The sequence below is a fragment of the Faecalibacterium sp. AF28-13AC genome (assembly GCF_003478405.1).
GTDB classification, from domain to species: Bacteria; Bacillota; Clostridia; order Oscillospirales; family Ruminococcaceae; genus Faecalibacterium; species Faecalibacterium prausnitzii_E.
The window spans coordinates 295,758-322,561 of sequence record NZ_QUFG01000003.1 but is presented as its reverse complement, the minus strand read 5'-3'; the positions used below and the strand labels follow the sequence as shown (position 1 = coordinate 322,561).

The window sequence follows — 26,804 nt, the reverse complement described above, 5'->3', positions numbered from 1 at the left end:
TCTTTAGTCTTATTACATCGTGATTTTGAAGGGTCTTGACTTGCGTTTTTGAAGCCTCCAGAATCGTGAAAATCACGATTTTGGAATATTGATTTTGACGATTCTGCCGAAAAGTTCTTCACATACACCAAACTTGGCTTTCCCAGACCTCTGCGTTTTCGTTCAATCAGACCAAACTTTTCGAGTTCCCGGAGCAGCTTGGTCGCTTTGTTGTCTGCGCAACACAACGCCCTCTTGACATCCTCTATCGTGAAGATGATGAACACCCGGTTCTGCTCGTCCAGCCAGCCGTTTTTCACAGACAGGCTCATGCGGTCCAGCAGGATGCCGTACAGGGTTTTTGCATCGGTGGACAGACTCTGGAACCGTGGCTCCTGAAAAAGAGCCTTGGGAATGCGGTAGAATGAAAACAGTTCTCCGGCTTGTCCGTAAAAGTAGTCAAGGGTCATGTGGCTTTTTCAACGTTTTGCTCCAGCTTGTGTTCAAAAAATCAACCGCCTTTCGTTTGAAAATAAAAAGCGCACTCTTTTCTTATTGAAAAGTGGTGCGCTATGTAATATAATGGCTATATAATTTAGCTATCCAAAAGATAGTCGATGAGATATTCTTTCGGAATCATGAAAGATCGTCCGACTTTCAGGCAGCGAATTCTATGTTGATGGATTCTTCTGATGATGGCAGTCTGGCTTTTGAAACCGAGTAAAGTTGTTGCTTCTTCGACAGACAGCACATCAGGATAGTTCACAAATAATTTTTTATAATACTCTTTTGCTTGATTTTGATTCATTATCCTTGACTTTCCTTTCGTTTTGTGCCTAAGTAGGGGAGCGTTTTGCCCTGCATCCCTCCTGAACATCCCTCCAATTTCCATTTGGGCGGTCCAAACCGAAAAAACAGAGTAGAGGAAAAACGCATCGAAAAATCGTGGATATTTCAAATTATTGTTCGTTGAGGCGTGAATTTTGCCTTTGCACAGTGGGAACCAGATATCACTAGATATCACTGGATGACACCAGATGGAAGATGAGGATAAAAACTCAAAATCCCTTGTGCGAATAACACGTGTGGGTTCGACCCCCACCACCGGCATAAAAAGGAAGCCCTCCAGCTTGTCTGGGGGGCTTTCTTTTTATCTGCGGCGTGTGAGCGGGTCGAACAGCACGACCCTGCACAGCAGGGGAGCAATCAGCCCTGCGGGCTGTTGCTCAGTGCGCGGGAGACCCCCACCACCGGCATTGCAAGTAGCTCGAAATCGAAAGGTTTTGGGCTGCTTTTCTTTTTCTACTCAGTTTCTTATACTTTGGTGTTTTCTGGGAAGATATTGACGATGGCATTGGCAGAGGAGACCTTATCTCGTGCGATTTCCGTTACCGTTCCGTTGACCTTTGCGGTCACAACCGTATGCTGAATGCTGATTTTCTTGTTCTCAAAGTCAATGGCATCCCATTTCAAACCAACAATTTCACTGCGCCGCAGCCCGTAGAATGCAGCCATGATGACGCCAAACTCCGAAGGGTCACCTTGAATCACTTTGAAAAGCTGCTCCAGTTCTTCACCGCTGTAAATCTCCGACTTGAACTTTTCTTTACGAGGACGTTCAACGCGATCTGCCGGGTTGGAACGGATCATGCCGATTTGAAAAGCATACTGTAAGCATTTGCGGATGTTGGCGTGATAGTGAATGACGGTGTTTGCCGTAAGGCCACAATCCGACTCATGCTGGTAGAAGTCTTGGATGTATTTGGGATGCTGTTCCATATCCTGCAATGTATAGTGGAGCGGTTCAAAATATGGGACGATACCCCAGATAAGTCCCAAGCAGAGTTCTTTACCGACAGCTATGGCGTGGTGCATAACCAACCGGTTTAGGTTTCTCTTAACACCAAATATTCGCCGATCCTTATATCTCCAGAGCAAAGATTCGAGGTTGTTGGAAAAGTTTTGAACTAAAAAGATGGGAGGAGTTTTCGTGGATACGATCAAGCGTGTTCAGGATTTGATGCAAGCGCGTGATATGAATCTGTGTGTGTTGGCAAAGAAATGCGGAATATCGTACTCCACAATCCAAACCACTGCTCGTCGGGGAGGCCAGTTGAGCGTAGAGACGATTGAAAGAATCTGTCTGGGTTTGTTATGGCTCCCCATCGCCGCAGCAGTCCACAGGCGGTTTTGAAAGGTAGATCTCCTTCATTTTCATTTTCTGCTTAACGGCAGCAATAAAAAAGACCCCCGCAGCGTATGATTTGACGCTGCGGGGTTTCTCAATTGTTCGGTTTGTATTGCAGCACCTTCTGGGAGAACGTCCGGTCGAAGAACTGGATGAAGGGCCCAAGGCAGAACGCACAGATCAAGGTGCCAAGGCCCACAAGGCCACCCAGCAGCCAGCACAGCAGGGCGCTGAGCGCATCGGTGAAGATGCGGCACCCGAAGTACGGGCAGGGTGTGTAGTCCCGCAGACCGAGGGAAAGGTAATCGTAGGGCGCGATGCCGAGGTCAGCGGTCTGGTAGAGCGAAGCGCCCAGCGCCGTGACCAGCACCGCCGCGATGACCCACGCCAACTGCACCGCCAGCGACGGCGCGTCGCCGAAGTGGGCGTGAATGGGGTCATAGAACGCCGTGACGATGTACCCGATGCAGATGCCGTTGACGAAGGTACCAAGGCCGATGTACTTGCGCCCGAACCAGAATTCCAGCAGGAAAAACAGGATGTTCGTGCACAGGTTCTGGGTGCCCAGCGAGATGCCGAGCAGCTCCGCCAGCCGCATGTTCAGGGCGCTGATGGAGTCGTTGCCGAGGTGGGACTGCTTGAAAAGCGCAATGCCAAGAGCGATGATGACGATGCCCGCCACCATGCCCACCACCCGCCGGGCAGTCGGTTTGCGCAATGCGGTGCCGTTCATAGGGAATTCTCCTTTAGCGTTTCTTTTCCCCTATTATACGCCTGCTTTGGGCGGGAGACAAACTATTTATGGAAAGATACAACGATATACGGGGATTGACTTACCCCTTTAATCTCGCCTCAATCCGTTCTTTCTCCAGCCCCTCCCCGATCACGATGAGCACTTCCTGCCCCTTGGGGATAGCGTTTGCCGTCAGGCCGTCGGCGGTGGCGTTCAGCTTCACCCCGCCGTTCTCGTCCTGTACGAAGCCTTTCGCCCGCAGCACATGGCCGCACGCGGGGTCGGTGAAGAGGGCCGGGATATTCTGTTCGAGCTGCTGGCATGAGAGGCCCAGCTCCAAAAAGTAGGCCGAACCAAAGGCCCTATGCGGTTGGCGTTACCCGCTTCTAATTATAGCAAAAGGAGGTTCTTTTTCTACCGTTTCAACGCTACGGCTCTATTCTTCCACAAGCATAGCTTGTGGTTTTCTATATGAAGAAAGTTGCTGGAGAAAAAATTCTCCAGCAACTTTGTCTTTGATGAATAAAGGAAATTTTTTGTTTAACTATTCTCACTATTATTTGATTTAGTGTTTTTTTTCTTCTTTGGAGAAACCAGTTTGTGACCGGAATAAATGGACATACCCATACAAAGCAATGAAGAATAGGCAAAGTATTTATGCGCAGTCATAGATTTTTTGATTCCAGAATAAATGCATCCCAACATACAGAAAAGTGCGCCTAAGGACCAGTATTTATGTGATTTCATGATTTGATACCTCCTTTGATTTAACTGATTCAATTATAACGTTTTTTTACGAAAATGCAAGCATTACCGGGAACGCTTTCATGTGGATGCTGTGACTGCCGCTACGGTCATGATCGGTGGGCATTACGAACAAGGCCCACATGTAGCATTCGACTCCGAATATCAGCCGGCACACATATAAGGACGGAAAATGTAGTAGCTTTTGAAAAAATTGCTTTTTTCTGCCCAAAGTGCTACAATCGAAATATACCGAATACAAAGGTAGGAAAGCTCCCATGCCAAGACCGCCACGGTGCCGTCAAATTTGTGGCGTACCACAGGTCGATACATTCTGTCCCAACGGGTGCGAGAATACCGAGCCGATCCTGCTGACGCTAGACGAATACGAGGTCATTCGGCTGGTTGACTTGGAGTAGCAAACCCACGAGCAATGTGCCGCGCAAATGGATATTTCCCGCTCTACCGTGCAGGAGATTTGCGAAAATGCACGGCGCAAGACCGCAGCGTGTCTTGTTCACGGGAAACCGCTGCACATCACCGGGGGAAACTACCGCATCTGCGGAGGACAGGAGGCAGCTCACTGCGGCCGTTGCTGCCGGATGCAGAGAACCAACATGGAAAAATTAGGCAAAACTTGCAAAGGAGATTCCATTATGAAAATTGCAGTTACCTATGAAAACGGTCAAATCTTTCAGCATTTCGGTCACACCGAGCAGTTCAAGCTTTATGAAGCTGTGGACGGCAAAATCACTCATGCGAAAGTCGTTGACACCAACGGCAGCGGTCACGGCGCACTGGCAGGCTTCCTGATGCAGAACGGCGTGGACACTTTGATTTGCGGAGGCATCGGCGGCGGTGCGCAGGCAGCTCTGGCCGAAGCGGGTATCAAGCTCTACGGCGGTGTCAGCGGGGACGCTGATGCTGCGGTGAGCGCATTGCTCAACGGAAATCTGGGCCACGATCCCAATGTTCACTGTGACCGCCATGATCATGAGCACGGCGAGGCTGGTCACTCCTGCGGTGACCACGGCTGCGGCAAGCATAGCTGCCATTGATATGGAACGCACACTGACACAACTTCCGTTCTGGTCATCCTTGACCGAACGCGAAATGGACACACTACGCCGAAGTGCCTTTGTCCGTCATTATAAAAAGGGTGCGTTCGTTCACAGCAGCGACAATGAATGTCTCGGAATGCTGTTTATTCTTTCCGGCGAGATTCGCACCTATCTTCTCTCTGATGAGGGGCGGGAGGTAACGCTGTTCCGCCTGTATCCGGGCGAACTATGCGTGCTTTCCGCCTCCTGCGTGATCAGTCAGATCACCTTTGATACGCAAATGACTGCCGGAATGGATACGGACGTTCTGGTTATCCCTGCAAATGTCATTGCTGCACTCAAGGAGAAAAATCTCCATGTCCGCTGTTTTCTCTATGAACTGGCAACGAAACGGTTTTCTGATGTGATGTGGGCGATGCAGCAGATCATGTTCAAGGGGCTGGATCAGCGGCTGGCAGAATTTCTCTTTGCCGAAGCGGAACGTACCGGCTCCGACACGATACGTACGACCCATGAGCAGATCGCCCAGCACATCAGCTCGGCACTGTTCCTCAAAACCGCTGATAATGAGAAGGAACACGCCAAGCTGTGGTTCAAAGAACTGAACGGCATTGGCGACACCGCAGAAAACCTTCTCTCCGCCGCTGAGGGTGAGAACTACGAGTGGACGGTATGTACGATGGCTTTGCCAAAACTGCCGATGAGGAAGGTTTCCATGAGCTAGCCCAGCGTTTCCGCCTGGTCGCCGCCATTGAAAAGCATCACGAGGAGCGCTACCGTGCCCTGCTGCACAATGTGGAGATGGCGGAGGTCTTCGCCAAGAGCGAGGTCAAGGTGTGGGAGTGCCGCAACTGCGGTCACATCGTCGTGGGCGAGAAGGCTCCGGAGGTTTGCCCCACCTGCAACCATCCCCAGAGCTATTTTGAAATTCACGCAGAAAACTATTAAAGAAAGAAAAGGAGAATTATCATGGAGCAGAAGTTTTACATTTGCAAGCATTGCGGTAACATCATTGCCAAAGTTAAGGACGCAGGCGTCCCTGTTGTCTGCTGCGGCGAGCCGATGAGCGAGATCGTTCCCGGCACCACCGACGCTGCCGTGGAGAAGCACGTCCCTGTCTGGACGGTGGAAAACGGCATCGTCCATGTCAAGGTCGGCTCTGTGGAGCACCCCATGCTGCCGGAGCACTACATCGAATGGGTATCTCTCCAGACCAAGCAGGGCAATCAGCGTAAGGAACTGCATCCCGGCGAAAAGCCGGAGGTCTGCTTCGCTCTCTGCGAGGGCGATGAGGTCGAGGCGGTCTACGCCTACTGCAACCTCCACAGTCTGTGGAAAGCGTAATTCACCTTCTTAAAATCCGGTGCTCAAAAAGCACCGGATTTTTTTATCAATGTAACCTCGTCACAGAAAAAGACTTTGTCCTGCGGTATGATAAAGCCATAATCAATAAACAAGAAAGAGGTGGCGAACATGAAAATCAAGCTCAATCCCGATCAGGAGATTGTCAATATGAAAAGGAATATGGCTTTTCGCTGAATGGAAAGCGAAGCTGACCCTGGCTGGGGCGGTCTGTATGAAAGCGGTATTTTTTTATAACAATCTTGACAAATTTTATCAAGATTGTTATAATGGTATTAACAAGCAAGCGAAAAGAGGATGTGGAGCATGATCATCACCAAAGAGACGGACTACGCGCTGCGCATTTTGCGGGTGCTGCTGGACGGGGAGAAGCATTCGGTGGCCGAGATGTCGGAAACGGAATTGATCCCCAATCAGTTTGCCTACCAGATTCTGCGCAAGCTCTCCGCCGGCAATTTGGTGCGGGTGAGCCGCGGCGCTCTCGGCGGCTGCGCGCTGTCCTGCGATCTGGACGCGACCTCCCTCTACGATCTCATGGGGGTCGTGGGGGAGCGGGGCATCCTGTGCGCCTGCATGGAGTCGGGATATGAATGCCGCTGGCAGGACAAGCATGGGCGGTGCGCCATCCACTGTCAGCTGGCGGCCTTGCAGCAAAAGCAGGACGAGGCGTTCCGTGCCGTGAGCCTGCGCAGGCTGCTGACCGGCGGATCCGATCCCCAAGATACAAGCAAGCTGTAAAATTTTAAAAGGAGGTACCCGTATGCTGTTTCAAACCACGGCGGCGCACGAAGAGCTGCGCGCGAAGATCCGGAGTTTTGCGGAGGAGGAAATCAAGCCCCTCGCATTTTTAATGGATCAGAACAACGAGTTTCCCGAGGAGGCTGTCAAGAAGCTGGGTAAGCTGGGCTGGATGGGCATTCCCTACCCCAAGGAGTACGGCGGTGCCGGTCTTGATGCCCTGAGCTACGCCATCGCGGTGGAGGAGCTGGCCCGTGTGGACGGCGGCACGGGCGTAATCCTCTCCGCCCACGTCTCCCTCGGCTCATGGCCCATTTTCGCCTATGGCACCGAGGAGCAGAAGAAGAAATATCTGGTTCCGCTGGCCAAGGGCGAGAAGATCGGCGCCTTCGGCCTTACGGAGACCAACGCCGGATCTGACGCCGGCGGCACGGAGACCACGGCGCTGGATAAGGGGGACTACTACCTCCTCAACGGCGGCAAGATCTTCATTACCAACGCCCCTAAGGCGGACACCTATGTGGTTTTCGCTGTCACCACGCCGGACATCGGCACCCGGGGCATCTCCGCTTTCATCGTGGAGAAGGGCTGGAAGGGCTTTGAGTTCGGCGACCACTATGACAAGATGGGTATTCGCTCCTCCTCCACGGCGGAGCTGATCTTCAACGACGTGAAGGTTCCCAAGGAAAACCTATTGGGCAAGGAGGGCGAGGGCTTCAAGATTGCCATGTCCACGCTGGACGGCGGGCGCATCGGCATCGCCGCGCAGGCGCTGGGCATCGCCCAGGGCGCGTTTGAGCACGCGTTGAGCTATTCCAAGGAGCGCGTCCAGTTCGGCAAGCCCATCGCGGCCCAGCAGAGCATCGCCTTCAAGCTGGCGGATATGGCAACCAAGCTGCGCTGCGCCCGGTTCCTCATCTACTCCGCGGCGGAACTGAAGGAGCAGCACGCGCCTTACGGCATGGAGTCCGCCATGGCGAAGATGTACGCCTCGGACATCGCGCTGGAGGTCACCAACGATGCCTTGCAGATCCACGGCGGCAGCGGCTACCTCAAGGGCATGGAGGTGGAACGGGCCTACCGCGACGCCAAGATTACCACCCTCTACGAGGGCACTAACGAGATCCAGCGGGTGGTCATCGCCTCTCATCTGTTGGGCAGGCTGGGCAAGAGCTCCGGCGGCGAGAGCCGTTCGGCGGCCAAGAAACCCGCGCCCATCACCGGCATTCGCAAAAAGACCATCTTCCGGGAGGGGGATGCTGCCCAGCAGGTGGCCGACCTTGTGGCGGCGCTGAAGAAGGATGGTCACGACTTCTCCGTGGGCATCCCTATGGATACGCCCATCCCGCAGGCGGAGCGGGTGGTCTCCGCGGGCAAGGGCATCGGGGAGAAAAAGAACATGAAACTGGTAGAGTCGCTGGCCAAGGCCGCCGGCGCGGCCATCGGTTCTTCCCGCCCTGTGGCGGAGACTCTCAAATATCTGCCGCTGAACCGCTATGTGGGTATGTCCGGTCAGAAGTTCACCGGCAATCTGTACATCGCCTGCGGCATCTCCGGCGCATCCCAGCACCTTAAGGGCATCAAGGACGCCTCCACCATCGTGGCCATCAATAAGAACGGTAACGCGCCTATCTTCAAGAACTGCGACTACGGCATCGTGGGCGATGTGGAGGAGATCCTGCCCCTGCTCACTGCCGCGCTGGATAGCGGCGAAAAGATGCCCGCGCCGCCCATGGTAAAGATGAAGCGGCCCACGCCGCCGAAGCCCGCCCCCATCGGCGACCGCTACGTCTGCAGCGGCTGCGGCTACGAGTATGTGCCGGAGTTGGGCGACGAGGACGGCGAGATCGCGCCCGGTACGCTCTTTGAGCAGCTTCCCGCCGAGTGGGTGTGTCCCGAGTGCGCGGAGACGAAGGATCAATTTGTAAAGGCTTGAGGCCGTGAAGGAGGCAAGATAAGATGTATTGCGTGCGTAAAGTAACGAACGACCTCTACTGGGTGGGTGCCAACGACCATCGTCTGGCCCTGTTTGAAAACTGCTTTCCCATTCCACGGGGCGTAAGCTACAACGCCTACTGCCTGCTGGACGAAAAGACGGTGCTCTTTGACACGGTGGACTGGTCTGCCTGCCGCCAGCTTTTGGAAAATCTGGCGTATGTGCTGGATGGCCGCGAGCTGGACTACCTGCTGGTCAACCATCTGGAGCCGGATCACGCCGCCTGCATCGAGGAGATTCTGCTGCGCCATCCCAAGGTGAAACTGATCTCCAACGAGAAGGCATTCATGCTCATGCGGCAGTTCGGCTTCCATGTGGACGGACATGAGTGCATCGAGGTGAAGGAGGGCGACACCTTCTCCTTCGGCAAGCACACCGTCACCTTTGTGGGCGCGCCTATGGTTCACTGGCCGGAGGCCATGGTGACCCTCGACCTCACCGACGGCGTCCTCTTTTCCGCCGACGCCTTCGGCACCTTCGGCGCGCTGGACGGCAAGCTGTTCGCCGACGAGGTGGACTTCGAGCGGGACTGGCTGGACGACGCCCGTCGCTACCTTACCAACATCGTGGGCAAGTACGGCCCCCACATCCAGCTCCTGCTGAAAAAGGCCGGCGGCGTTTTGGATCAGATCAAGTACATCTGCCCGCTCCACGGCCCCGTGTGGCGCAAGGATCTGGGCTGGTTTATTGAAAAGTACGACACATGGAGCCGCTATGCCCCTGAGACCCAGGGCGTGCTCATCGTCTACGCCTCTATGTACGGCAACACGGAGAACGCGGCGCAGGCGCTGGCGACGTCGCTCTGCGATAAGGGCATGAGCAAGGTGGCGATGTACGATGTGTCCTCCACTCATGTCTCCCAGCTGATCTCCGAGGCGTTTAAGTACAGTCACATTGTCCTGGCCTCTGTGACCTACAACCTCGGCATCTACCCTGCCATGCATGACTTCCTCATGGATATGAAGGCACTGAATCTGCAAAACCGCACCTTTGCCATCATTGAAAACGGCTCATGGGCGGTGAAGTCCGGTGACCTCATGCAGAAATTCGTCAACAATGAGCTTAAGAACATGACGGTGCTCAACGAGCGGCTCAGCCTCGCCTCGTCCATGGGCACGGACAAGCGCACTGAGCTGGAAGCACTGGCGGACGCCATTCTGGAATCTATGAAGTAACTGGCAGGAAAGCCAAAACCAAGACAACAGACAACAAACAGCCCCACCGCGTCGGCGGCAGAAAAACCGGCTTTCAAAAACAGAGCGGGCAAGCGTGATACTGCGCTTGCCCGCTCTTTGCCCAAAAGTACATGAGAAATGACCGGAGAAGATGAGAGGATCGAAATGGAGATCAGAAAACGAAACGGGGAGTCTGTTCCCTTTCAACAGGAGAAAATTTTCAACGCCATGAAAAAGGCGTTTGACGGACAGGGCAAGGAGATCGGGAGCAGAGAGATGGATGAGATCCTCGCCACCGTTCTCAACAATCTCTCCGTCACAGTGCCGCTCACCGTAGAACGTGTGCAGGACGAGGTGGAGCGAACGCTCATGGAGCGCGGACACTATGAGGTGGCCAAGGCGTACATCCTCTACCGCGAAAAGCGGTCTGCGCTGCGCCGTGTCCGGCATACCATCGCGCGGACGGTGGGGGATGACTCGCTTGACGAGGTGCTGCGCCGCATCCAGATGGATTTTACCGAGGAAGTCTACTCCCTCGCGGCGCTTCAAATGAAGTTTGAGAGTTTCTGTCGCCTGGGCATGACGGAGGATGAGCGGGCTGAGGCACTGACCAAGGCGGCGGTAGAGCTGACTACGGCAGAGGCACCCAAGTGGGAGTTCATCGCGGCGCGGCTTCTGAACCACTCCTTTCGCTGTCGCAACGCACAGGAATGGGAGGGGCGCGGCGTCGGCGACCTCTATGGCAAGCTTCGCTATCTGACGGATAAGGGACTCTACGGTGACTATATCCTTGCCCACTATACCCACGAGGAGATTGCCATGGCGGAGGACTTTCTCTGCCCGGAACGGGACGAGCTGTTCACCTACTCCGGCCTTGACCTGCTGCTCAAACGCTATGTGATCCAGTCACGCAGCCGCGTGCCGCTGGAAACACCGCAGGAGATGTTTTTGGGTATCGCGCTGCATCTTGCTATGAACGAAGGCTCTGATCGCATGGGGTGGGTAAAACGCTTTTACGATATGCTCAGCCGTATGGAGGTCACGATGGCGACACCTACCATGTCCAACGCACGAAAGCCCTACCATCAGCTTTCAAGCTGCTTTGTGGACACTGTGCCGGACAGTCTGGACGGCATCTACCGCTCGCTGGACAACTTCGCAAAGGTCTCTAAATTCGGCGGTGGAATGGGGATGTACTTCGGTAAGGTGCGCGCTGCAGGCAGCACCATCCGCGGCTTTCAAGGGGCGGCGGGCGGTGTTATCCGCTGGATCCGGCTGGTCAACGACACCGCCGTGGCGGTGGATCAGTTGGGGATGCGGCAGGGCGCTGTGGCGGTTTACTTAGACGCATGGCACCGGGATCTGCCGGAATTCCTTCAACTGCGCACCAACAACGGCGACGACCGCATGAAGGCACATGATGTGTTTCCCGCCGTGTGCTATCCGGATCTCTTCTGGCGACTAGCGGAGGAGAACATAGACGCGCCGTGGCATCTCATGTGTCCGCATGAGATCCTCACGGTCAAGGGCTACGCACTGGAGGATTACTGGGGTACAGAATGGGAGAAGCGGTATCTGGACTGCGTCAATGACCCGCGCATCGAAAAGCGCAGCGTCACCGTCAAGGACATCGTGCGGCTGGTGCTTCGCTCGGCAGTGGAGACCGGCACGCCCTTCGCTTTCAATCGAGACAGTGTAAATCATATGAACCCAAACGGCCACACGGGAATGATCTATTGCTCCAATCTCTGTACGGAGATCGCGCAGAACATGGCACCCATCGAGCACATCAGCACTGAGGTGCACACGGAGAACGGCGACACAATAGTGGTGACGGCCACACGCCCAGGTGAGTTTGTGGTCTGCAATCTGGCGAGTCTGTCTCTCGGTAATCTGCCGGTGGAGGACGAGGCCTATATGGAACGCACGGTGGAAACGGCCATCCGCGCACTGGATAATGTGATCGACCTCAACTTCTACCCGTTGGAATACGCGCGGCTTACCAATCAGAAGTACCGCAGCATCGGCCTGGGCGTCAGCGGCTACCACCACATGCTGGCAAAGCGCGGCATCCACTGGGAGAGCGATGAGCACCTTGCCTTCACCGATGCAGTATTCGAGCTCATCAACTACGCCGCCGTCAAGGCGGACACAGCACTGGCACGGGAAAAGGGTCGTTACGCGCTCTTTGAGGGCAGCGACTGGCAGACGGGCGCGTATTTTGAAAAGCGGGGTTATACCTCCGAAAAGTGGCGGGCGCTTGCGAAAACGGTGGCGGTGCAGGGAATGCGCAACGCCTATCTGCTGGCGGTCGCACCGACCTCCAGCACATCTATCCTCTCCGGCACGTCGGCTGGCATAGATCCAATTATGAAGAAATTCTTTTTAGAGGAAAAAAAGGGCAGCATGCTGCCCCGCGTTGCTCCGGAGCTTTCTATGGACACATGGTGGTACTATAAGGCAGCGCATCTGATCGACCAAAGCTGGTCGGTACGCGCCGCGGGCCTTCGCCAGAGACATATTGACCAGGCGCAGAGCATGAATCTCTATATCACCAACGACTATTCCATGCGTCAGGTGCTCAGACTGTATTTGGAGGCGTGGAGGGCCGGCGTCAAGACCATTTACTATGTCCGCAGCAAGGCCCTTGAGGTCGAGACCTGCGAAAGCTGCTCGTCATAAGGAGGATAGCATGACGGAACTGAAGAAAAAGCCCCTCTTTAACCCGGAGGGCGACCCTGATGTGCGCCTGCGGCGCATGATCAGCGGCAATACCACCAACCTCAACGACTTCAACAATATGAAGTACGCTTGGGTCAGCGACTGGTACCGGCAGGCCATGAACAACTTTTGGATCCCTGAGGAGATCAATCTCTCGCAGGATGTGAAGGACTATCCCCGCCTGCTGTCAGCCGAGCGCAGCGCCTACGATAAAATTCTGAGTTTTCTTGTCTTTTTGGATTCCATTCAGACAGCGAACCTGCCTAATATCGGCGCCTACATTACCGCCAACGAGGTCAATCTCTGCCTGTCCATTCAGGCGTTTCAGGAGTGTGTCCACTCACAGAGCTACAGCTATATGCTCGACACCATCTGTTCCCCCGTGGAGCGCAATGACATCCTCTACCAATGGAAAACGGACGAGCATCTGCTGCGCCGCAACACCTTCATTGGGGACTGCTACAACGAGTTTCAGGAGCGGAAGGACGCTCCCACGCTGCTGCGCGTGATGATGGCAAACTATATTTTGGAGGGCATCTATTTTTACAGCGGCTTTATGTTCTTCTACAATCTCTCCCGAAACGGGAAGATGCCCGGCTCGGCGCAGGAGATTCGCTACATAAACCGTGATGAGAACACGCACTTGTGGCTGTTCCGCAATATCATCACGGAGCTGCAAAAGGAGCAGCCGGAGTTGTTCACCGCCGAGAGCGTACAAGCGCTGCGCGAGATGATGCGTGAGGGCGTGGAACAGGAGATTGCATGGGGGCATTATGTGATCGGCGACGACATCCCGGGGCTGAACCGGCAGATGATCAGCGATTACATCCGCTATCTCGGCAACCTCCGCTGGACGAGCCTTGGCTATCCCGCATTGTATCCAGGCTTTGAGAGCGAACCGGAGAGCATGGAATGGGTCAGCCAGTACGCCGACGCCAACATGGTCAAGACCGATTTCTTTGAGGCACGCAGTACCGCCTACGCCAAGAGCACCGCACTGATAGACGATTTATAAGAAAACCAAAGACATCAGAATAGGAGATATTACTATGAATTACAGCGCTATGATTCAAAATCGCAGATCCGTTCACGCATTCCGCGAAAAGGAAGTTCCGAGCGAGGCTATCGGCCAGCTCCGATCCTACTATGAAAAGACCTGCCCCCGTCTTGTCCCGGAGATTGCAACGGAGTTGATCGTCTTGGACAAGGATGCACAGCCGGCGCTGGAGAGCTCAGCGGGCTATAATCAATTTCTCATCGGAGCACCGCACTACCTGCTCCTTATGTCTGCCCCGCATTCCTATGCGGCCATCAACGCCGGCTACATGATGGAAGATCTCGTCCTTAAGCTGACTGAGTTGGACATTGACACCTGCTGGATGACCTTCACCGACAGCGACAAAATCAAACAGGCACTGTCTCTCGCCACCCCGTTAGAGGTGGCGGCAATCGTTGCCTTTGGCTACGGGGAAAAGACCGCAAAAAAGCTGCGGCTGAATATCCTAAGTATGTCTCAGATCGATGTGCGGGCCGAGCAGCAGTACTACGCGCCCAAAAAGGGTGTGCACGATTTGGTTCACATGGGGAGCTGGAGCAACAAGTCTGGGCTTGACGAGATGATGGACTTCTACGACGATATGCTCTGGCAGTCCATCTACGCCGCTTCGCTCTCCCCCAGCTATCTCAACCGTCAGCCCTATGGCTTCCTTGTGCAGGACCACAGCATCTATTTGGTGCAGCAGGAGGATGCCTACACCGATAATTTGGATGCCGCATTGGATCTCGGTATTGTCATGCTCCACTTTTCCGCCGTCGCCTCCCAGTGGGCGGGGCAGGTACGCTGGGAACTTTCACCTGCTGCGCCCGACGGCCTGCCGGAAGGACTTCGCTCCGCTGCGGTGTACCACATGTAACGACTCTGGGGGAAGCAAGGCAACGGTAAAATGCGCGACCGTCGATCCGCGGTTGAGCGTATGTTTCATTAGAAAAGAAGAACCTATCAGTCAGAGTCTGAGTAAGGAAAATAGGAGGTGTTTTTTATATGGCTATCCAAACGGTAACAGATGCCATCCGCTATGTAGGGGTGGATGATAACACATTGGCACTCTTTGAAAACCAGTACCCCGTCCAGCCTATGGGAGTGAGCTACAACTCCTATGTCATTCTGGATGAGAAGATTGCCGTGATGGACAGCGTGGACGCACGGGCAACGGAAGAATGGCTTTCCAATGTGGCGCGGGTGTTGGAGGGGCGCAGGCCCGACTATCTTGTGGTCACACACATGGAGCCGGATCATTCCGGCAGTCTCATGCGGCTGGCACAAAAGTACCCGGAGATGAAGATCGTGGGAAACGCGAAAACATTTACCCTGATCAAGCAGTTCTTCGGCACAGGTGCATTGTCGGAAGACCGTATGCTGGAGGTTGGCGAAAGAGATACGCTTTCCTTGGGTTTGCACCGGCTGCGCTTTCTGCTGGCGCCGATGGTACACTGGCCGGAGGTGATGACGGCGTATGAGGAAACGGAAAAAATCCTGTTCTCGGCGGATGCCTTCGGACGCTTTGGCTCACTGGAACGGACTGCCCGTGCCCCCTGGGTGCCGCAGGCCCGACGGTATTATTACAATATTATCGGGAAATATGGCGCACAGGTGCAGGCTCTGCTGAAAAAAATCTCCGCGCTGGAGATCAAAACAATCTGCCCGCTCCACGGTCCCGTGCTTACAGAAGGGCTGGAGGAGTGTCTGCGGCTCTATGATCTCTGGTCACAATGGGAACCAGAAGAATCGGAGAGCATACTGATTGCCCACGCATCCATCCATGGAAATACCGCATACGCATCGGAGGCCCTCAAGAGCAAGCTGGAGGGAAAAGGTGCGCAAGTCACCATGTGCGATCTGACGGCAACAGACCTTTCCTATGCCGTGACCAGCGCATTCTACTGTGGGAAACTGGTGTTGGCCTGCTCCACCTATGACGGAGGACTGTTTCCGCCCATGAAGGAGTTTTTGGAGCATTTACAGACAAAGGGATTCCGGAACCGCCGGGTTGGTCTTATTGAAAACGGCTCTTGGGCACCTGCTGCCGCGCGGCTGATGCGCACCAAACTGGAGGAGATGAAGGATATCCACCTTTACGAAACGGTAGTGTCTCTGCGTGGTGCATTGAACCAAACCAGCGAAGCGCAGATGGACGCTCTGGTGGCTGAGCTCTGCGCGGAATAAGCTGCAACAAACCGCAGCTATTCTCGTACAGATGGTGGTCTTACTCATCTGCTTTATGTCCCAAGGGCAGAGTACCGTCATCTCAGGTTGAGGTCACGATGTGGTGTGGGGAGAGACCGGAGTCTTGAGAATACCCAAACAAAGGAAAGGAGCTGACAGATATGGCAGCTATCAATATGAATCAGGAGCAGTTTAAGCAGTTGATCCGGGAGGAAAAGCCTGTTTTGGTGGATTTCTGGGCGCCCTGGTGCAGCTATTGCCGGAGGATCGGCCCTGCGTATGAGAAGATTGGAGAGGAATACGCGGACAGCCTTGCCGTCGGCAAAATCAACATTGACGAGGAGCCGCGGCTGGCGGGGGCCGAGGGGATTGAGGACATCCCAACTCTGGTGCTGTACCGGAACGGAAAGGCCGTGGATTCCATCACCGCGCCCGGCTCAAAGGCAGAAATCGACCGTTTCATTCAGGAAGCCTTGGCGAAATAACGGAGGGTTCAGATATGAACAACAATCATGTTTATGATATGCTCGTGGTGGGCGGCGGCCCGGGCGGCTACACCGCCGCCCTGTACGCGGCACGGGCGGGGCTGGACACCATCGTGCTGGAAAAACTGTCCGCCGGTGGGCAGATGGCCCTGACCGAGCAGATCGACAACTATCCCGGCTTTGAGGACGGGATCAACGGCTTCTCTCTGGCGGAGAAGATGCAAAAGCAGGCGGAGCGTTTTGGGGTACGCAGCGAATACGCAGAAGTCCTCCGCATGGATCTGACGTCGGTTCCCAAGCTCGTGGAGACCAGCGAGGGGATCTTCCGGGGGAAAACCGTGGTGCTGGCCACCGGCGCAGACCCCAGAACGCTGGGCGTTGCCGGAGAGACGGAGCTGTTGGGCCGGGGCGTGGCCTACTGCGCCGCCTGCGACGGGATGTTTTACAAGGGCAAAACGGTGGTCGTGGTGGGCGGCGGCAATTCCGCCGCGGCAGATGCCCTCCTTCTCAGCCGCGTGGCGAAAAAAGTGATCCTCGTCCACCGCAGAGACACCCTGCGGGCCACCAAGATCTATCACGAGCCGCTGGCACAGGCCGAAAATGTGGAATTCCGTTGGAACAGCGTCGTTTCCGCGCTGATTTCCGGGGACAGGCTGACCGGCGTCCGCCTGCGGGACACCGTCACCGGTGAGGAAAGCGTGGTGGACTGCGACGGCGTATTTGTCAGCGTGGGCCGACAGCCCGCCACGGCGCTGGCGGTGGGTCAACTGGAGCTGGACGGCGGCGGCTATATCGTGGCCGGAGAGACCACGGAAACCAGTATTCCCGGCGTTTACGCCGTGGGCGACGTGCGGACGAAGCCCCTCCGTCAGGTGGTCACCGCCGTGGCGGACGGCGCGGTGGCAGTCCACATGGCGGAAAAATATATCGCGGAAAACCGATAAGGGAGGTAGATTGAAAAAGCCATGTTTAAGGTCAGGCCGGATACGACCGCAGTGGGGATGCCGACATATCTGCAAGGCAAACTGCCAGAGTGATGGCAGATAAGAAACCCATGTAAGATCGGGAGATATGTTGTCTCTCCATATCCAGTCCACGTAACAGTAAGCAACTGAACACAAAACACAGCCACAGATGTACTCTGCGGCTGTGCTTTTATGCGTAGTATACCGCGTGACAAGCGGTTTTACTGTGACGGCGTCACATAATTTGAGAAAATCGGCTTCGAGGCAGCTTTTGGAGCACAAGCCCTTTGTGGTTGTTGACAGAGAAGAAAATATAGGTATAATAAAAACAAAATAATAAGATTCATTTTTGCATTTGGAGAGTTGGCGGTATGCCAAAATACGCAGAGGAGATATTGGCCGCCGTAACGGAGCTGCAGCAGCATCCCACGGCGGAGCAGGTGTTCCTGGAGATGAAAAGGGAGCATTCCAGCATCGCTCTGGGTACGGTATATCTGCCCTGCCTGCCGGGAGCAGGAAAAAGACAATCTTATGGAGGAGAAGTATCATGAACGCTAAGGTATCTAAGCTGATCAACGAGCAGATCAATAAGGAGTTCTACTCCGCCTATCTGTATCTGGACTTTGCCAACTACTACGCCGCCGCCGGACTGGACGGCTTTGAGAACTGGTACCGGGTACAGGCGCAGGAGGAACGGGATCACGCCATGCTGTTTTATCAGTATTTGCAGAATAACGGCGAGGGCGTCACCTTTGAGGCTATCGCAAAGCCGGAGTGGGAACGAGGCGACCACATGACCCCGCTGAAAAAGGCACTGGAGCACGAGAAGCTGGTCACCGCCAGCATCAATGCCATCTACGCCGCCGCATACGAGGTCAGGGACTTCCGCACCATGCAGATGCTGGACTGGTTCATCAAGGAACAGGGCGAGGAGGAGAAGAACGCCGCTGACCTCATTACCAAGATGGATCTGTTCGGCGGTGACAGCAAGGGGCTGTATATGCTAAACAGCGAGCTGAAGGCACGGGTCTACACCGCGCCCTCGCTGGTGCTGTAAGCCCCGCGTGTCTGCGGGCTTTCGCATCAGGCAAAAGGCAGACTACATACAGGTGATATGTGCCCGGTTTTCTGGACACTAGTTCAAAAATGAATAATTAAGCTTCCATCATGGATGCTTCCCTGAATTTAGAGGGAGGCATCCATTTTGTTTTCGCTTGGATCCTGCTGTTATTGTAATAGTCGATATAATCAGCAATAGCTTTGGAGAATGCTTCAAAGGAAGGATACTGATTCTTGATGAGTCACCCAGCGGTCTTGACGGGCAGAATTATGCGCCTGATCGCAGAAAGGCTGAAAAGCGAGGTGCGGAGCGACAGAACCATTCTCGTGATCACCCAGGACAGGGAGCTGATCGAGAGCTGCTGCGATAACATTGTGGAGGTTGAAAAACGATCATCATGAAACCGCCGAGGACTATTATGGGATATCCGCGCCGGAGGAATCGTTTTTCGCCCCTGCCGGCAGCTCCACCGCAATGGTAGTGCCCTTCTCCGAGCTTTCCTCCACCCAAACGGAGCCGCCGTGGAGGTCGGCGATTTCCCATACCAGTGAGAGCCCCAGTCCTGCGCCACCGTATTCCCGGCTGCGAGACTTGTCCACCCGGAAGAAAGGCTGGAAGATACTGCGCTGATACTCCTCCGGGATGCCGCAGCCGGTGTCGGAGACGCGGAGCAGAAGCTTTTCCAACTCCTGAGTGACAGAAACCCGTACCGAGCCGCCCGGCCGGTTGTACTTGACAGCATTCTCCGTCAGGTTGAAGATCAGCCGGTAGATCAGTGCATCGCTGCCGGTCATAATGCCGTCGCCCTCCGCCGTCAGCGTGACGCCGAGCTTATCTGAGAGCGGCGCAAGATCTGTGAAGATCTCCTCGATCATGGGAGCGAGCTGGATCCGCTCGTTCCGCGCCACCTGCCGCAAATTGCTCATCTCCAGCAGTGTCCTGGTCATCTGTATCAGCCGTTCCGTCTGCTCACGCAAAAGCGTGAGGAACTCCGCCGTCTCCGGTCGCACATCAGGATGCTCCGCGGAAAACAGCTCCAACTGCGCCTGCATTAGTGCCAGTGGCGTGCGCAGCTCGTGGGCGGCGTTGCCGGTGAACTGCCGCTGGGCGGAAAAGGCGTTGTTCAGCCGCTCCAGCATCTGGTTGAACGAGCGGCTCAGCTGCCGGAACTCCGAAATAGCATCTTCATCGATCCTCATATCGGCAAGATTGTTCAGCTGCACCTGCTCCACCTGCGAGGCAAAGCTGCGCAGGGGCTTGAGAGCGCGTCCGCTGACGAAATAGGCGAGGATACCGCTGAGCAGCGTTACCGCCGCCGTGATGTACCAGTTGGTGGTGCGGAAGCGCCCCTGCACCCCATCGACGACGATGGTCAACTCCTCGTTGGACGCTATGAGCTGCGGGTCAAAGCTCGCCGCTCCGCCATCATTCAGGATCACCGTGCCGCCGCCTTGCAAGCTGTCCGCAATGGTGTCCATATAGTACACACCGGAGGAGCACAGCAGTAAATTCATGGCCACGCAGGTGATGCCGATGAGCAGGACGGTCATCAGCGTGATGCGCCACTGCAAAGAAAGACGCTTCATTCCTCCTCGCCTCCCATCAGATAGCCCTCGCCGATGCGGTTGCGGATGGGGTCATAGCCCAGCACGGCGCGGAGCTTTTTGCGCAGGGCGGAGATGTGGACGCGAATGGAATTGCTGAAGCTGTCCACGCTGTTGTCCCAAACATGCTCCATCAACTCCTCCTGACTCACGGGCCGCCCCTGATGCACCATCAGGTATTCGAGTATCCCCGTTTCCTTGCGGGTCAGCGTCAGCGTCTGCCCGTTGACGGCGGCGGTACGGGAGCGGGTGTCAAAGGTCAGGCCTCCGCAGCTTAGCAACACATCCTGCTGGGTGAACTGCCGCAATGTCAGGCTGCGGATGCGGGCCTCCAGCTCCGCCAAGTGGAAGGGCTTCGCCAGATAGTCGTTCGCCCCGGCGTCCAGCCCCTGCACCTTGTCCTCCACTTCGCTGCGGGCGGAGAGGATCAGCACCCGCGTCTCCCGGTCGGTCTGCCGCAGGGTGCGCAGCACCGTCATGCCGTCCTTTTTCGGCAGATTCAGATCAAGAAGCACCAGGTCGTAGCGCTCCACGCCCAGAAGCGCCAGCGCCTCTTCTCCGTCATAGCAGTAGTCCACGCTGTAGGCCAGCCGCCGCAGGCTGCGGACGATGGTCTCGCACAGGGCGCGTTCATCTTCAATTACTAAAAGGTGCATGAGAGCCCTCCTTTATATTTCTTTGTTTTTTGTGTTGCTTTCATTATAGCAGAAATAGATAAGGTTTGCGTTAAGTTTTCGTTCTTAACAGAGACTTTAACTCTCCCGTGCTATGATGGGGGCACAAAATCGGAAAGGGTGATGAAAAATGAGCTGCGGGAAAAAGGCTGCGGCGCAGATCGCGCTGCTGATGGCCGGAGCCGCCATGCTGTTCTTCGGCGTCTGGCGGGGCGAGGCGGCGACAGTGCTGAGCAAAGCAATCAAATTATGTCTGGAGTGTGTGGGTATTGGGTAAAAAGTTTTCAGGCGTTTCGCAGACCATGTCCCGCTTCCGGGGCTGGATTCAGGCGGGTGCGACGCTGCTGACCAACCTGCACCTGCCGAACTTCCTCAAGGGAGGACTGTATCAGGGCGCTGGGAAAACCGTCTGCGTGCCGGGGCTGAACTGCTACTCCTGTCCGGCGGCCTCCGGGGCCTGCCCCATCGGAGCGTTTCAGGCGGTGGTGGGCTCGTCCAAGTTCAGCTTCTCCTATTATATCACAGGCTTTCTCATTCTGCTGGGAGTCCTGCTGGGACGCTTTATCTGTGGCTTCCTCTGTCCCTTCGGCTGGTTTCAGGAGCTGCTGCATAAGATCCCGACAAAGAAGCTCTCCACAAAGAAACTCAAGCCCCTGACCTATCTCAAGTACGCTGTCCTGCTGGTGATGGTTTTCCTGCTGCCGGCGTTCCTTGTGAACGACGTTGGCATGGGCGACCCCTTCTTCTGCAAATACCTCTGCCCCCAGGGCGTGCTGGAGGGGGCCATCCCGCTGTCCCTTGCCAATTCCGGCATCCGGGCGGCGCTGGGCAGCCTGTTTACATGGAAATTCGGTATCTTGTTGGCGGTGATCGTGCTGAGCGTGGTATTCTACCGTCCCTTCTGCAAGTGGCTGTGCCCGCTGGGCGCGTTCTACGCACTGTTCAACCGGGTGTCCCTCTTCCAGATGAAGGTGGATAAGAATAAGTGCGTTTCCTGCGGGAAATGCGCCAGAGCCTGCAAGATGGATGTGGATGTGACGAAAACGCCCAACCATACTGAGTGTATCCGCTGCGGGATGTGCATCCGCGCCTGTCCGACGAACGCCGTGTGCTTCCGCTACGGCTTCGGCGATGGAAAAGAGAAGGAAAACGCAGCGACACTGCGAGAAAACAACAACAAAGCTTAAGGAGAAACGAATATGAACGCAAAGAAGATACTGGCTCTGATGCTGTGCGCGATGATGCTGCTCTCCCTTGCAGCCTGCGGCGCAAAGGGCAACGACAAGCAGGCGGATATGAGCGGAGACAGCTCCGCCATGACCGGCGAGCCGAAAACCGCCGAGGAGGCGCTTGCCCTACACAAAAAGCTGATGGAACAGGAGAACACGATTCTCTCGCAGAACACTGCGCTCTGGGAAAAGGTGTTCATGGCGGCCGATAAGGGCATGACCATGCAGGAGGACGGCAAAAACTATGGCGACTTCCTGCTGGATACCATCGAGGGTGCCAAAGATCAGTTCACCGACGAAGAGTATGAGATGCTGAAGGAGTCGGCCACGAAGATCAGCAATATCGAGAATAAGCTGACCGAGCTGGAAAACAAGTACCCCGATATCATGCAGGAATCCATCGACGGCGATATGAGCGTGCCCGCAGGCAGCGACATGACCAATCCGCCCGACGACGGCAGTATGCAGAAGTTCCCCGCATTTGAGGGCAAAGACTTGGATGGGAATCCGGTGAAGAGCGACGAGCTGTTCTCCGCCAACGCCGTCACCGTTGTGAATTTCTGGTTCACCACCTGCAATCCCTGCGTGGGCGAGCTTTCCGAGCTGGACGCACTGAACAAGGAGCTTGCGAAGAAGGGCGGCGCACTCATCGGTGTCAACACCTTCACATTGGATGGCGATGAAGCGGCAATTTCCGAAGCAAAAGATGTACTGGCCAAGAAGGGCGCCACCTACCAGAATGTGTATTTCGCTTCCGACGGCGAGGCGGGAAAGTTCACTACAAACATTTTTGCCTACCCCACCACCTATGTGGTTGACCGCAACGGCAATATCGTGGGTGACCCCATCGTAGGTGCCATCACGGAAAAGAAGCAGGCGGAGACGCTGCAAAAGCTCATCGACCAGGCTCTTGCCGCCGATATGGGCTGACCCGAGATTAAAAAAAGCGCCTGCTGTGCGCCGCTGCATTGCCCATGGCGCTCGAAGGGTCGGAGTGAGTCCTGATTCCCCTGAAAGGAGGAAACGTGATGTATCGAAGCGTATTCTGCCAATACGGGCTCAACTTTTTGCACAGTTCATCATCTGCCACATGGGAAGCAGATGCAACCGAATCCCGGATCAGCACATCGGCAGATACGTCCAGCACCTCGACGATTCGGATAAAGGTTTCCAGTTTAGGGATTTTTACTCCGCGCTCTAAGTCTCCAACATAATTTGCTGACAACTCGACCCGTTCTGCAAACTGCTCGATTGTCCATCCTTTTTCTTTGCGCTGCTCTCGTATTCGTTGACCCAAAAGCGTATTCATAGCGACCTCACATTCTAATTGTGTTTGTTACACACCAATAGCATACCTGTCGCAATTTTTTGTTATACACAATCTATCTGTGTTTGTTCAACGCCAGTTGGGTAATTTCAAAGTGGAGAATTTTTGCGCGTATCTTTGGTCAAAAAAGCAATGGTCTTTTGGGACGGCACATGGTACAATGGCAAACGTTGTGCCCTTGGCACATGAACGAAGGTAAAAGGAGCTGCTGAACGTGGATACGATCTATCTGCTACCCGGTGAGGAACGCTGCGTTGATTTTCGAGATGCCAATGGAGTCCCGAAGGTACACTACATTTACTGTTCCATCCGTGGCAAACTTTTCAACTGCACCTGCTGCACAAAGGACGAAGCCCAGCGGCTGTGTGAAGATTGGCTTATAAAACAGGACCGCTGCTACATAAACTAAAAAATCCGCTGAGGATGCCTCCCCAAAACGGGAAGGCTCCCCGGCGGTATTCGTTTATAGGTTGCATTGCAGCCTATTGGTCGTTTTTATGTGCGACAGCTTTCTGTCCGCATCAAAGGTATTTCCGCAAAGTCGGCACAAGAACATTCATATTGATCGGCTTTGCGATATGGTCGTTCATTCCGGCATCCAGTGCCGCCTGTCTATCTTCAGTAAAGGCATTTGCCGTCATCGCGATGATGGGGATATTTGCTTTTTGGGGGTCGTCCATCCGCCGTATCTTTTTGGCCGCATCGTAGCCATTCATCACCGGCATCTGGATGTCCATAAGGATCAACTGATACGTTCCGTTCGCAGCTTTTTCCAGCATATCCACACATTCCACTCCGTCTTTTGCGCGGTCTACCGTACAGCCTTCTTCCTGCAGCAGCTCAGTGGCAATCTCCGCATTGAGGTCGTTGTCCTCGGTCAGCAGGATCCTTGTACCGCACAGGCACTTTTGGTCCGAAGGGTTTGTTTCTCGTTTCGCCTGTGTTTCATCCTCGGACGCAATGCGGCAGGGAATGGTCACGGTAAACGTGGAGCCAACACCAATCTTGCTCTCCACTGCCACGGTGCCGCCCATCAGCCCGACCAGCTTTTTCACGATGCCCATCCCGATGCCGCTGCCTTCCACCTTGCTGACGGTGGACGTACGTTCCCGTTCAAAGGGTTCAAAGATATGCTTCTGAAACTCCTGCGACATTCCGATGCCGTTATCGGCAACCGTGACCACCGTATCGCACCAGCCCTCTTTTTCGCCGGGCTTCTGCGTAATATCGCAGCAAATCGTGCCGCCGGCTCCCGTGTATTTGACCGCGTTGCTGACAAGGTTCGTACACACCTCGGTCAGGTGCGGAATATCCACATAGACATACGGATGCAGCAGATGTGTTGTCACCGTAAGCGTCTGCCCCTTGCTGTCTGCCTGATTCCGGAACATGGCAATGCAATTACGGAAATCTTTATCGACATCCGAAACAGAATACTCCATCTCCGTCTTATCGTTCTCGATGCGGGCAAGATCCAGAACATTGTTCAGCAGCATCAGCAGGTTCTGTCCGCACACCTGAATGTTCTCCATGTATTTTTCCAGCTTTGCCGGGTCATCCAGATGCCGGGAGGCAAGGTCTGCGTAACCGATAATGGCGTTCATGGGGGTGCGGATATCATGCGACATATTGAACAGGAAGGTGGATTTGGCACGGTTTGCGCTCTCCGCGTTTTCCACGGCAACCTGCAATTTTGCATTCAGCTCCTGCGTATCGTTTGCGGCTTTCTTTGCAGCAGCTTCGGCTTTGCGCGCCTTCCGCAGCAGCTTCAGGATCGTGAGCAGAATGGCTGCAACCACAATGCTGCTGACCAGCAGAACCATGAAGAAGTTATCCTTTATAAAATCGCTCAGGGTAACCTTCCGCGCGGAGCTCTTATGCATCGCCAGAGAGCTGGTAAGCATATTGGATGGCATTGCCTTGATCGTTTTGTTCAGGATGGACAGCAGGCTGCGGTTTCCGCTCTTGACCGCAAAGCAGGAATTGGCAGGGTTGGGCAGCGGAACGCTGTAAAAACCATAATTTTTGCTGTATTTCGCCTCACTGCCGACCCCTATGATAAAACAGTCTGCCTGTCCGTCCTTGACCAGTTTTACCGCATCCTCCTGTGTATCGCAGTCCACGATTTCCCACTGCGGATAATAAAACGCAATGTACCTTGTTAGGGAGATCTTGTTTTGGGGAACAGCAACGCGGTTCACTTTGTTTTCGGTAAAGAGCTGTTGGTTCGTGACCACCATCATATTGGCGGTCCAAGTGGTGTTGGTTCTGGCAACGCGATATTCTTCAGCCAGATTGGGACTCTGGTCGAAATGGAAGATCATGTCGATCTCGCCTGATTTCAGCGCATTGAGTTCCGCCTCTTTGTCGTCATAACCGACCAACTGAAATTCCAGCTCCTGATTTCCCAGACAATCTGCGGCAAACTGAATATAGTCCGTTATTGTTCCGGTAATCTCCCCGGTGGCAGGGTCATAGGTGCTGACGCCGCGATCACTCGTCAGAAAGCCCATTCGGATCGCACCGTGCTTTCTGAGCCACGCCTTTTCCTCTCCCGTAAGGATGGGCTTATAATCCAGCGAGAAATACTTTTTACACAGATCCGCCGTATAAAAAGGAGCCTCTTCGTCCAACGCGTGCATCGCATTGTCCAGTTCTTCCTTGAGATCCGGACGGTCTTTGTTGAGCACATAGTAGATGCTGGATTTTCCCACGCGGGTTATGGTCGAGATGCCAAGATCTGCCCAGTAGGATTCTTCCAGTGAAACAAAGCAGTCGATCTCGTGATTGGCCAGCTTTTGCTTCACATCCTCGTTGTTGGAGATGTTGACGTGCTGCGTTTTTATGCCGTGTTTTTCCTCCCATTCGGTCAGCATCACTTCCGGCTCCGTTCCCATCACAACGCCGATCTTTTTGCCGTCCAGTATTTTGAAGTCAGAGGCGGAGATATCTGCGCGCGAAAGGTCGGCATAGAGGTAATATTTTTCCTCCCCCATCGGTTCGTCCGAAAACAGCATCTCCTCAGCGCGATCCTCCGTATAAGAAATACCGCCCATGATGTCGATCTCGCCGTTTTCAAGTTTTTCAAAGCAGTCTGACCAGTCGCAGGTCACATACTCGAACTGCCAGCCTGTATAGCCGGATAGTGTTTCCAGCAACTCGTAGCCGTAGCCCTTTCTTGCGCCCCTCTCGTTGCAATAGTTGAAGGTGTCCTCAAACGAACCAACGCGGACGACTTTTACAGGGGCGGTTTCTGCGGCAGCCTTCACAGGGAGCACAGCTGACAGCAACAGCAGCAGGCACAGCATTGCACAGACGCTTTTCCGCATCAGCGTCTGCATGGTTTCGCTCGTTCCAAAGTTTTTCATTTTATCCAATCTTTCTCCGCCCCAGACGGCTCATTCTAGCTTTATTTTCACTTCACCGATTTCAGGAAGGTGCTTGCAATATCATTCTCGTTCTGCTGTCAGTAGCTTTTTTGAATATACATATACTATTATATGGTATATTGTAACATTATAACAAAAGCGTTTCAAGGCA

28 protein-coding genes and 3 pseudogenes are annotated in these 26,804 nt (G+C 54.5%); 21 read left to right on the top strand and 10 right to left on the bottom strand.

Translation table 11 applies throughout. The features are described from left to right. The 3 genes from DWY95_RS06010 to DWY95_RS06000 all read right to left on the bottom strand — a co-directional run. On the bottom strand, positions 1–449 hold a 449-nt coding region (locus DWY95_RS06010; RefSeq protein ID WP_147365924.1), incomplete at its 3' end, for a replication initiator protein A. A 125-nt stretch (positions 450–574) separates the two neighbouring features. Continuing rightward, complete coding sequence (locus DWY95_RS06005) at positions 575–1,090, bottom strand: helix-turn-helix domain-containing protein (protein WP_118552771.1); 516 nt, start codon at positions 1,088–1,090, stop codon at positions 575–577. A 203-nt stretch (positions 1,091–1,293) separates the two neighbouring features. Beyond that, complete coding sequence (locus tag DWY95_RS06000; RefSeq protein ID WP_243082605.1) at positions 1,294–1,758, bottom strand: phage integrase SAM-like domain-containing protein; 465 nt, start codon at positions 1,756–1,758, stop codon at positions 1,294–1,296. A gap of 196 nt (positions 1,759–1,954) precedes the next feature. Here DWY95_RS06000 and DWY95_RS05990 point away from each other — a divergent pair, with 196 nt between their 5' ends. Then, on the top strand, positions 1,955–2,173 hold the full coding sequence (locus tag DWY95_RS05990) for a helix-turn-helix domain-containing protein (RefSeq protein ID WP_118552770.1): 219 nt from the start codon (positions 1,955–1,957) through the stop codon (positions 2,171–2,173). Positions 2,174–2,261: 88 nt separating this feature from the next. Here DWY95_RS05990 and DWY95_RS05985 read toward each other — a convergent pair whose 3' ends face one another. The 3 genes from DWY95_RS05985 to DWY95_RS05975 all read right to left on the bottom strand — a co-directional run bounded on the left by DWY95_RS05985 (position 2,262) and on the right by DWY95_RS05975 (position 3,647). Then, positions 2,262–2,900 (bottom strand): DUF6198 family protein, encoded by a 639-nt coding sequence (locus tag DWY95_RS05985; RefSeq protein WP_097771470.1) that lies wholly within the window; start codon positions 2,898–2,900, stop codon positions 2,262–2,264. Between the two features lie 100 nt (positions 2,901–3,000). After that, complete coding sequence (locus DWY95_RS05980) at positions 3,001–3,240, bottom strand: GTP-binding protein (RefSeq protein WP_118552769.1); 240 nt, start codon at positions 3,238–3,240, stop codon at positions 3,001–3,003. A gap of 200 nt (positions 3,241–3,440) precedes the next feature. Further along, positions 3,441–3,647 (bottom strand): DUF6219 family protein, encoded by a 207-nt coding sequence (locus DWY95_RS05975; protein WP_118552768.1) that lies wholly within the window; start codon positions 3,645–3,647, stop codon positions 3,441–3,443. Between the two features lie 275 nt (positions 3,648–3,922). Here DWY95_RS05975 and DWY95_RS17600 point away from each other — a divergent pair. The 16 genes and pseudogenes from DWY95_RS17600 to DWY95_RS05900 form a co-directional block, all read left to right on the top strand. Next, positions 3,923–4,144: pseudogene (locus tag DWY95_RS17600) on the top strand (DUF134 domain-containing protein); the annotation flags it as partial. 156 nt (positions 4,145–4,300) lie between these two features. After that, a complete protein-coding gene (locus DWY95_RS17595) occupies positions 4,301–4,702 on the top strand; it encodes a NifB/NifX family molybdenum-iron cluster-binding protein (RefSeq protein ID WP_337995360.1) in 402 nt (133 codons plus the stop codon). Continuing rightward, a pseudogene (locus DWY95_RS17520) lies at positions 4,614–5,042 on the top strand (cyclic nucleotide-binding domain-containing protein); the annotation flags it as partial. The gene DWY95_RS17595 and the pseudogene DWY95_RS17520, both read left to right, overlap by 89 nt. A gap of 204 nt (positions 5,043–5,246) precedes the next feature. Next, a pseudogene (locus DWY95_RS17185) lies at positions 5,247–5,653 on the top strand (rubrerythrin family protein); the annotation flags it as partial. Positions 5,654–5,674: 21 nt separating this feature from the next. Continuing rightward, entirely contained in the window at positions 5,675–6,049 is a 375-nt protein-coding gene (locus tag DWY95_RS05955) for a desulfoferrodoxin family protein (RefSeq protein WP_005946408.1), read from the top strand. Between the two features lie 324 nt (positions 6,050–6,373). Then, the gene (locus DWY95_RS05950) at positions 6,374–6,805 is read left to right on the top strand and encodes an Rrf2 family transcriptional regulator (protein WP_118552767.1); all 432 of its coding nucleotides are present in this window, start codon (positions 6,374–6,376) and stop codon (positions 6,803–6,805) included. Positions 6,806–6,827: 22 nt separating this feature from the next. Continuing rightward, entirely contained in the window at positions 6,828–8,741 is a 1,914-nt protein-coding gene (locus DWY95_RS05945) for an acyl-CoA dehydrogenase family protein (protein ID WP_118552766.1), read from the top strand. 23 nt (positions 8,742–8,764) lie between these two features. After that, on the top strand, positions 8,765–9,976 hold the full coding sequence (locus DWY95_RS05940) for an FprA family A-type flavoprotein (protein ID WP_097771460.1): 1,212 nt from the start codon (positions 8,765–8,767) through the stop codon (positions 9,974–9,976). 138 nt (positions 9,977–10,114) lie between these two features. Further along, a complete protein-coding gene (locus DWY95_RS05935; protein WP_112090700.1) occupies positions 10,115–12,658 on the top strand; it encodes a ribonucleoside-diphosphate reductase subunit alpha in 2,544 nt (847 codons plus the stop codon). 10 nt (positions 12,659–12,668) lie between these two features. Continuing rightward, positions 12,669–13,712 carry a ribonucleotide-diphosphate reductase subunit beta gene (locus DWY95_RS05930; RefSeq protein ID WP_118552765.1) on the top strand — a complete coding sequence of 348 codons (1,044 nt, stop codon included), beginning with the start codon at positions 12,669–12,671 and terminating at the stop codon, positions 13,710–13,712. A gap of 34 nt (positions 13,713–13,746) precedes the next feature. Continuing rightward, positions 13,747–14,610 carry a nitroreductase family protein gene (locus DWY95_RS05925; RefSeq protein ID WP_118552764.1) on the top strand — a complete coding sequence of 288 codons (864 nt, stop codon included), beginning with the start codon at positions 13,747–13,749 and terminating at the stop codon, positions 14,608–14,610. 128 nt (positions 14,611–14,738) lie between these two features. Further along, complete coding sequence (locus DWY95_RS05920) at positions 14,739–15,920, top strand: MBL fold metallo-hydrolase (protein ID WP_118552763.1); 1,182 nt, start codon at positions 14,739–14,741, stop codon at positions 15,918–15,920. 161 nt (positions 15,921–16,081) lie between these two features. Continuing rightward, on the top strand, positions 16,082–16,405 hold the full coding sequence (locus DWY95_RS05915; protein WP_118552762.1) for a thioredoxin family protein: 324 nt from the start codon (positions 16,082–16,084) through the stop codon (positions 16,403–16,405). Positions 16,406–16,419: 14 nt separating this feature from the next. Then, positions 16,420–17,349 (top strand): thioredoxin-disulfide reductase, encoded by a 930-nt coding sequence (trxB, locus tag DWY95_RS05910; RefSeq protein ID WP_118552761.1) that lies wholly within the window; start codon positions 16,420–16,422, stop codon positions 17,347–17,349. 392 nt (positions 17,350–17,741) lie between these two features. Continuing rightward, positions 17,742–17,921 carry a transcriptional repressor gene (locus DWY95_RS05905; RefSeq protein WP_187116965.1) on the top strand — a complete coding sequence of 60 codons (180 nt, stop codon included), beginning with the start codon at positions 17,742–17,744 and terminating at the stop codon, positions 17,919–17,921. After that, on the top strand, positions 17,915–18,427 hold the full coding sequence (locus tag DWY95_RS05900; RefSeq protein WP_118552792.1) for a ferritin: 513 nt from the start codon (positions 17,915–17,917) through the stop codon (positions 18,425–18,427). Before DWY95_RS05905 ends, DWY95_RS05900 begins: the two co-directional genes overlap by 7 nt. Positions 18,428–18,846: 419 nt before the next feature. On the opposite strand, the gene DWY95_RS05890 is transcribed toward DWY95_RS05900, so the two are convergent. Further along, entirely contained in the window at positions 18,847–20,016 is a 1,170-nt protein-coding gene (locus DWY95_RS05890) for a HAMP domain-containing sensor histidine kinase (RefSeq protein WP_118552760.1), read from the bottom strand. Further along, complete coding sequence (locus DWY95_RS05885; RefSeq protein ID WP_118552759.1) at positions 20,013–20,690, bottom strand: response regulator transcription factor; 678 nt, start codon at positions 20,688–20,690, stop codon at positions 20,013–20,015. Before DWY95_RS05885 ends, DWY95_RS05890 begins: the two co-directional genes overlap by 4 nt. 148 nt (positions 20,691–20,838) lie before the next feature. Between DWY95_RS05885 and DWY95_RS17180 the strand changes: the two genes are divergently transcribed. From DWY95_RS17180 to DWY95_RS05875, 3 genes are read left to right on the top strand one after another with little or no spacing between them, the layout of a single operon-like run. Next, on the top strand, positions 20,839–20,985 hold the full coding sequence (locus DWY95_RS17180) for a CD1871A family CXXC motif-containing protein (protein WP_187116960.1): 147 nt from the start codon (positions 20,839–20,841) through the stop codon (positions 20,983–20,985). A 25-nt stretch (positions 20,986–21,010) separates the two neighbouring features. After that, a complete protein-coding gene (locus DWY95_RS05880; RefSeq protein WP_187116964.1) occupies positions 21,011–21,895 on the top strand; it encodes a 4Fe-4S binding protein in 885 nt (294 codons plus the stop codon). Between the two features lie 12 nt (positions 21,896–21,907). Then, on the top strand, positions 21,908–22,867 hold the full coding sequence (locus DWY95_RS05875) for a TlpA disulfide reductase family protein (protein ID WP_118552757.1): 960 nt from the start codon (positions 21,908–21,910) through the stop codon (positions 22,865–22,867). A 7-nt stretch (positions 22,868–22,874) separates the two neighbouring features. On the opposite strand, the gene DWY95_RS05870 is transcribed toward DWY95_RS05875, so the two are convergent. Continuing rightward, positions 22,875–23,246, bottom strand: coding sequence for a helix-turn-helix transcriptional regulator (locus tag DWY95_RS05870; RefSeq protein ID WP_118552756.1), 372 nt, complete (start codon positions 23,244–23,246; stop codon positions 22,875–22,877). A gap of 232 nt (positions 23,247–23,478) precedes the next feature. On the opposite strand from DWY95_RS05870, the gene DWY95_RS05865 reads away from it, so the two are divergent. Further along, positions 23,479–23,673, top strand: a complete 195-nt coding sequence (locus DWY95_RS05865; protein ID WP_118552755.1) for a DUF3873 domain-containing protein — start codon at positions 23,479–23,481, stop codon at positions 23,671–23,673. 112 nt (positions 23,674–23,785) lie between these two features. Here the strand turns inward: DWY95_RS05865 and DWY95_RS05860 are convergent, their stop codons facing one another. Next, a complete protein-coding gene (locus DWY95_RS05860) occupies positions 23,786–26,632 on the bottom strand; it encodes a transporter substrate-binding domain-containing protein (protein WP_118552754.1) in 2,847 nt (948 codons plus the stop codon). Positions 26,633–26,804: the final 172 nt, after the last annotated feature.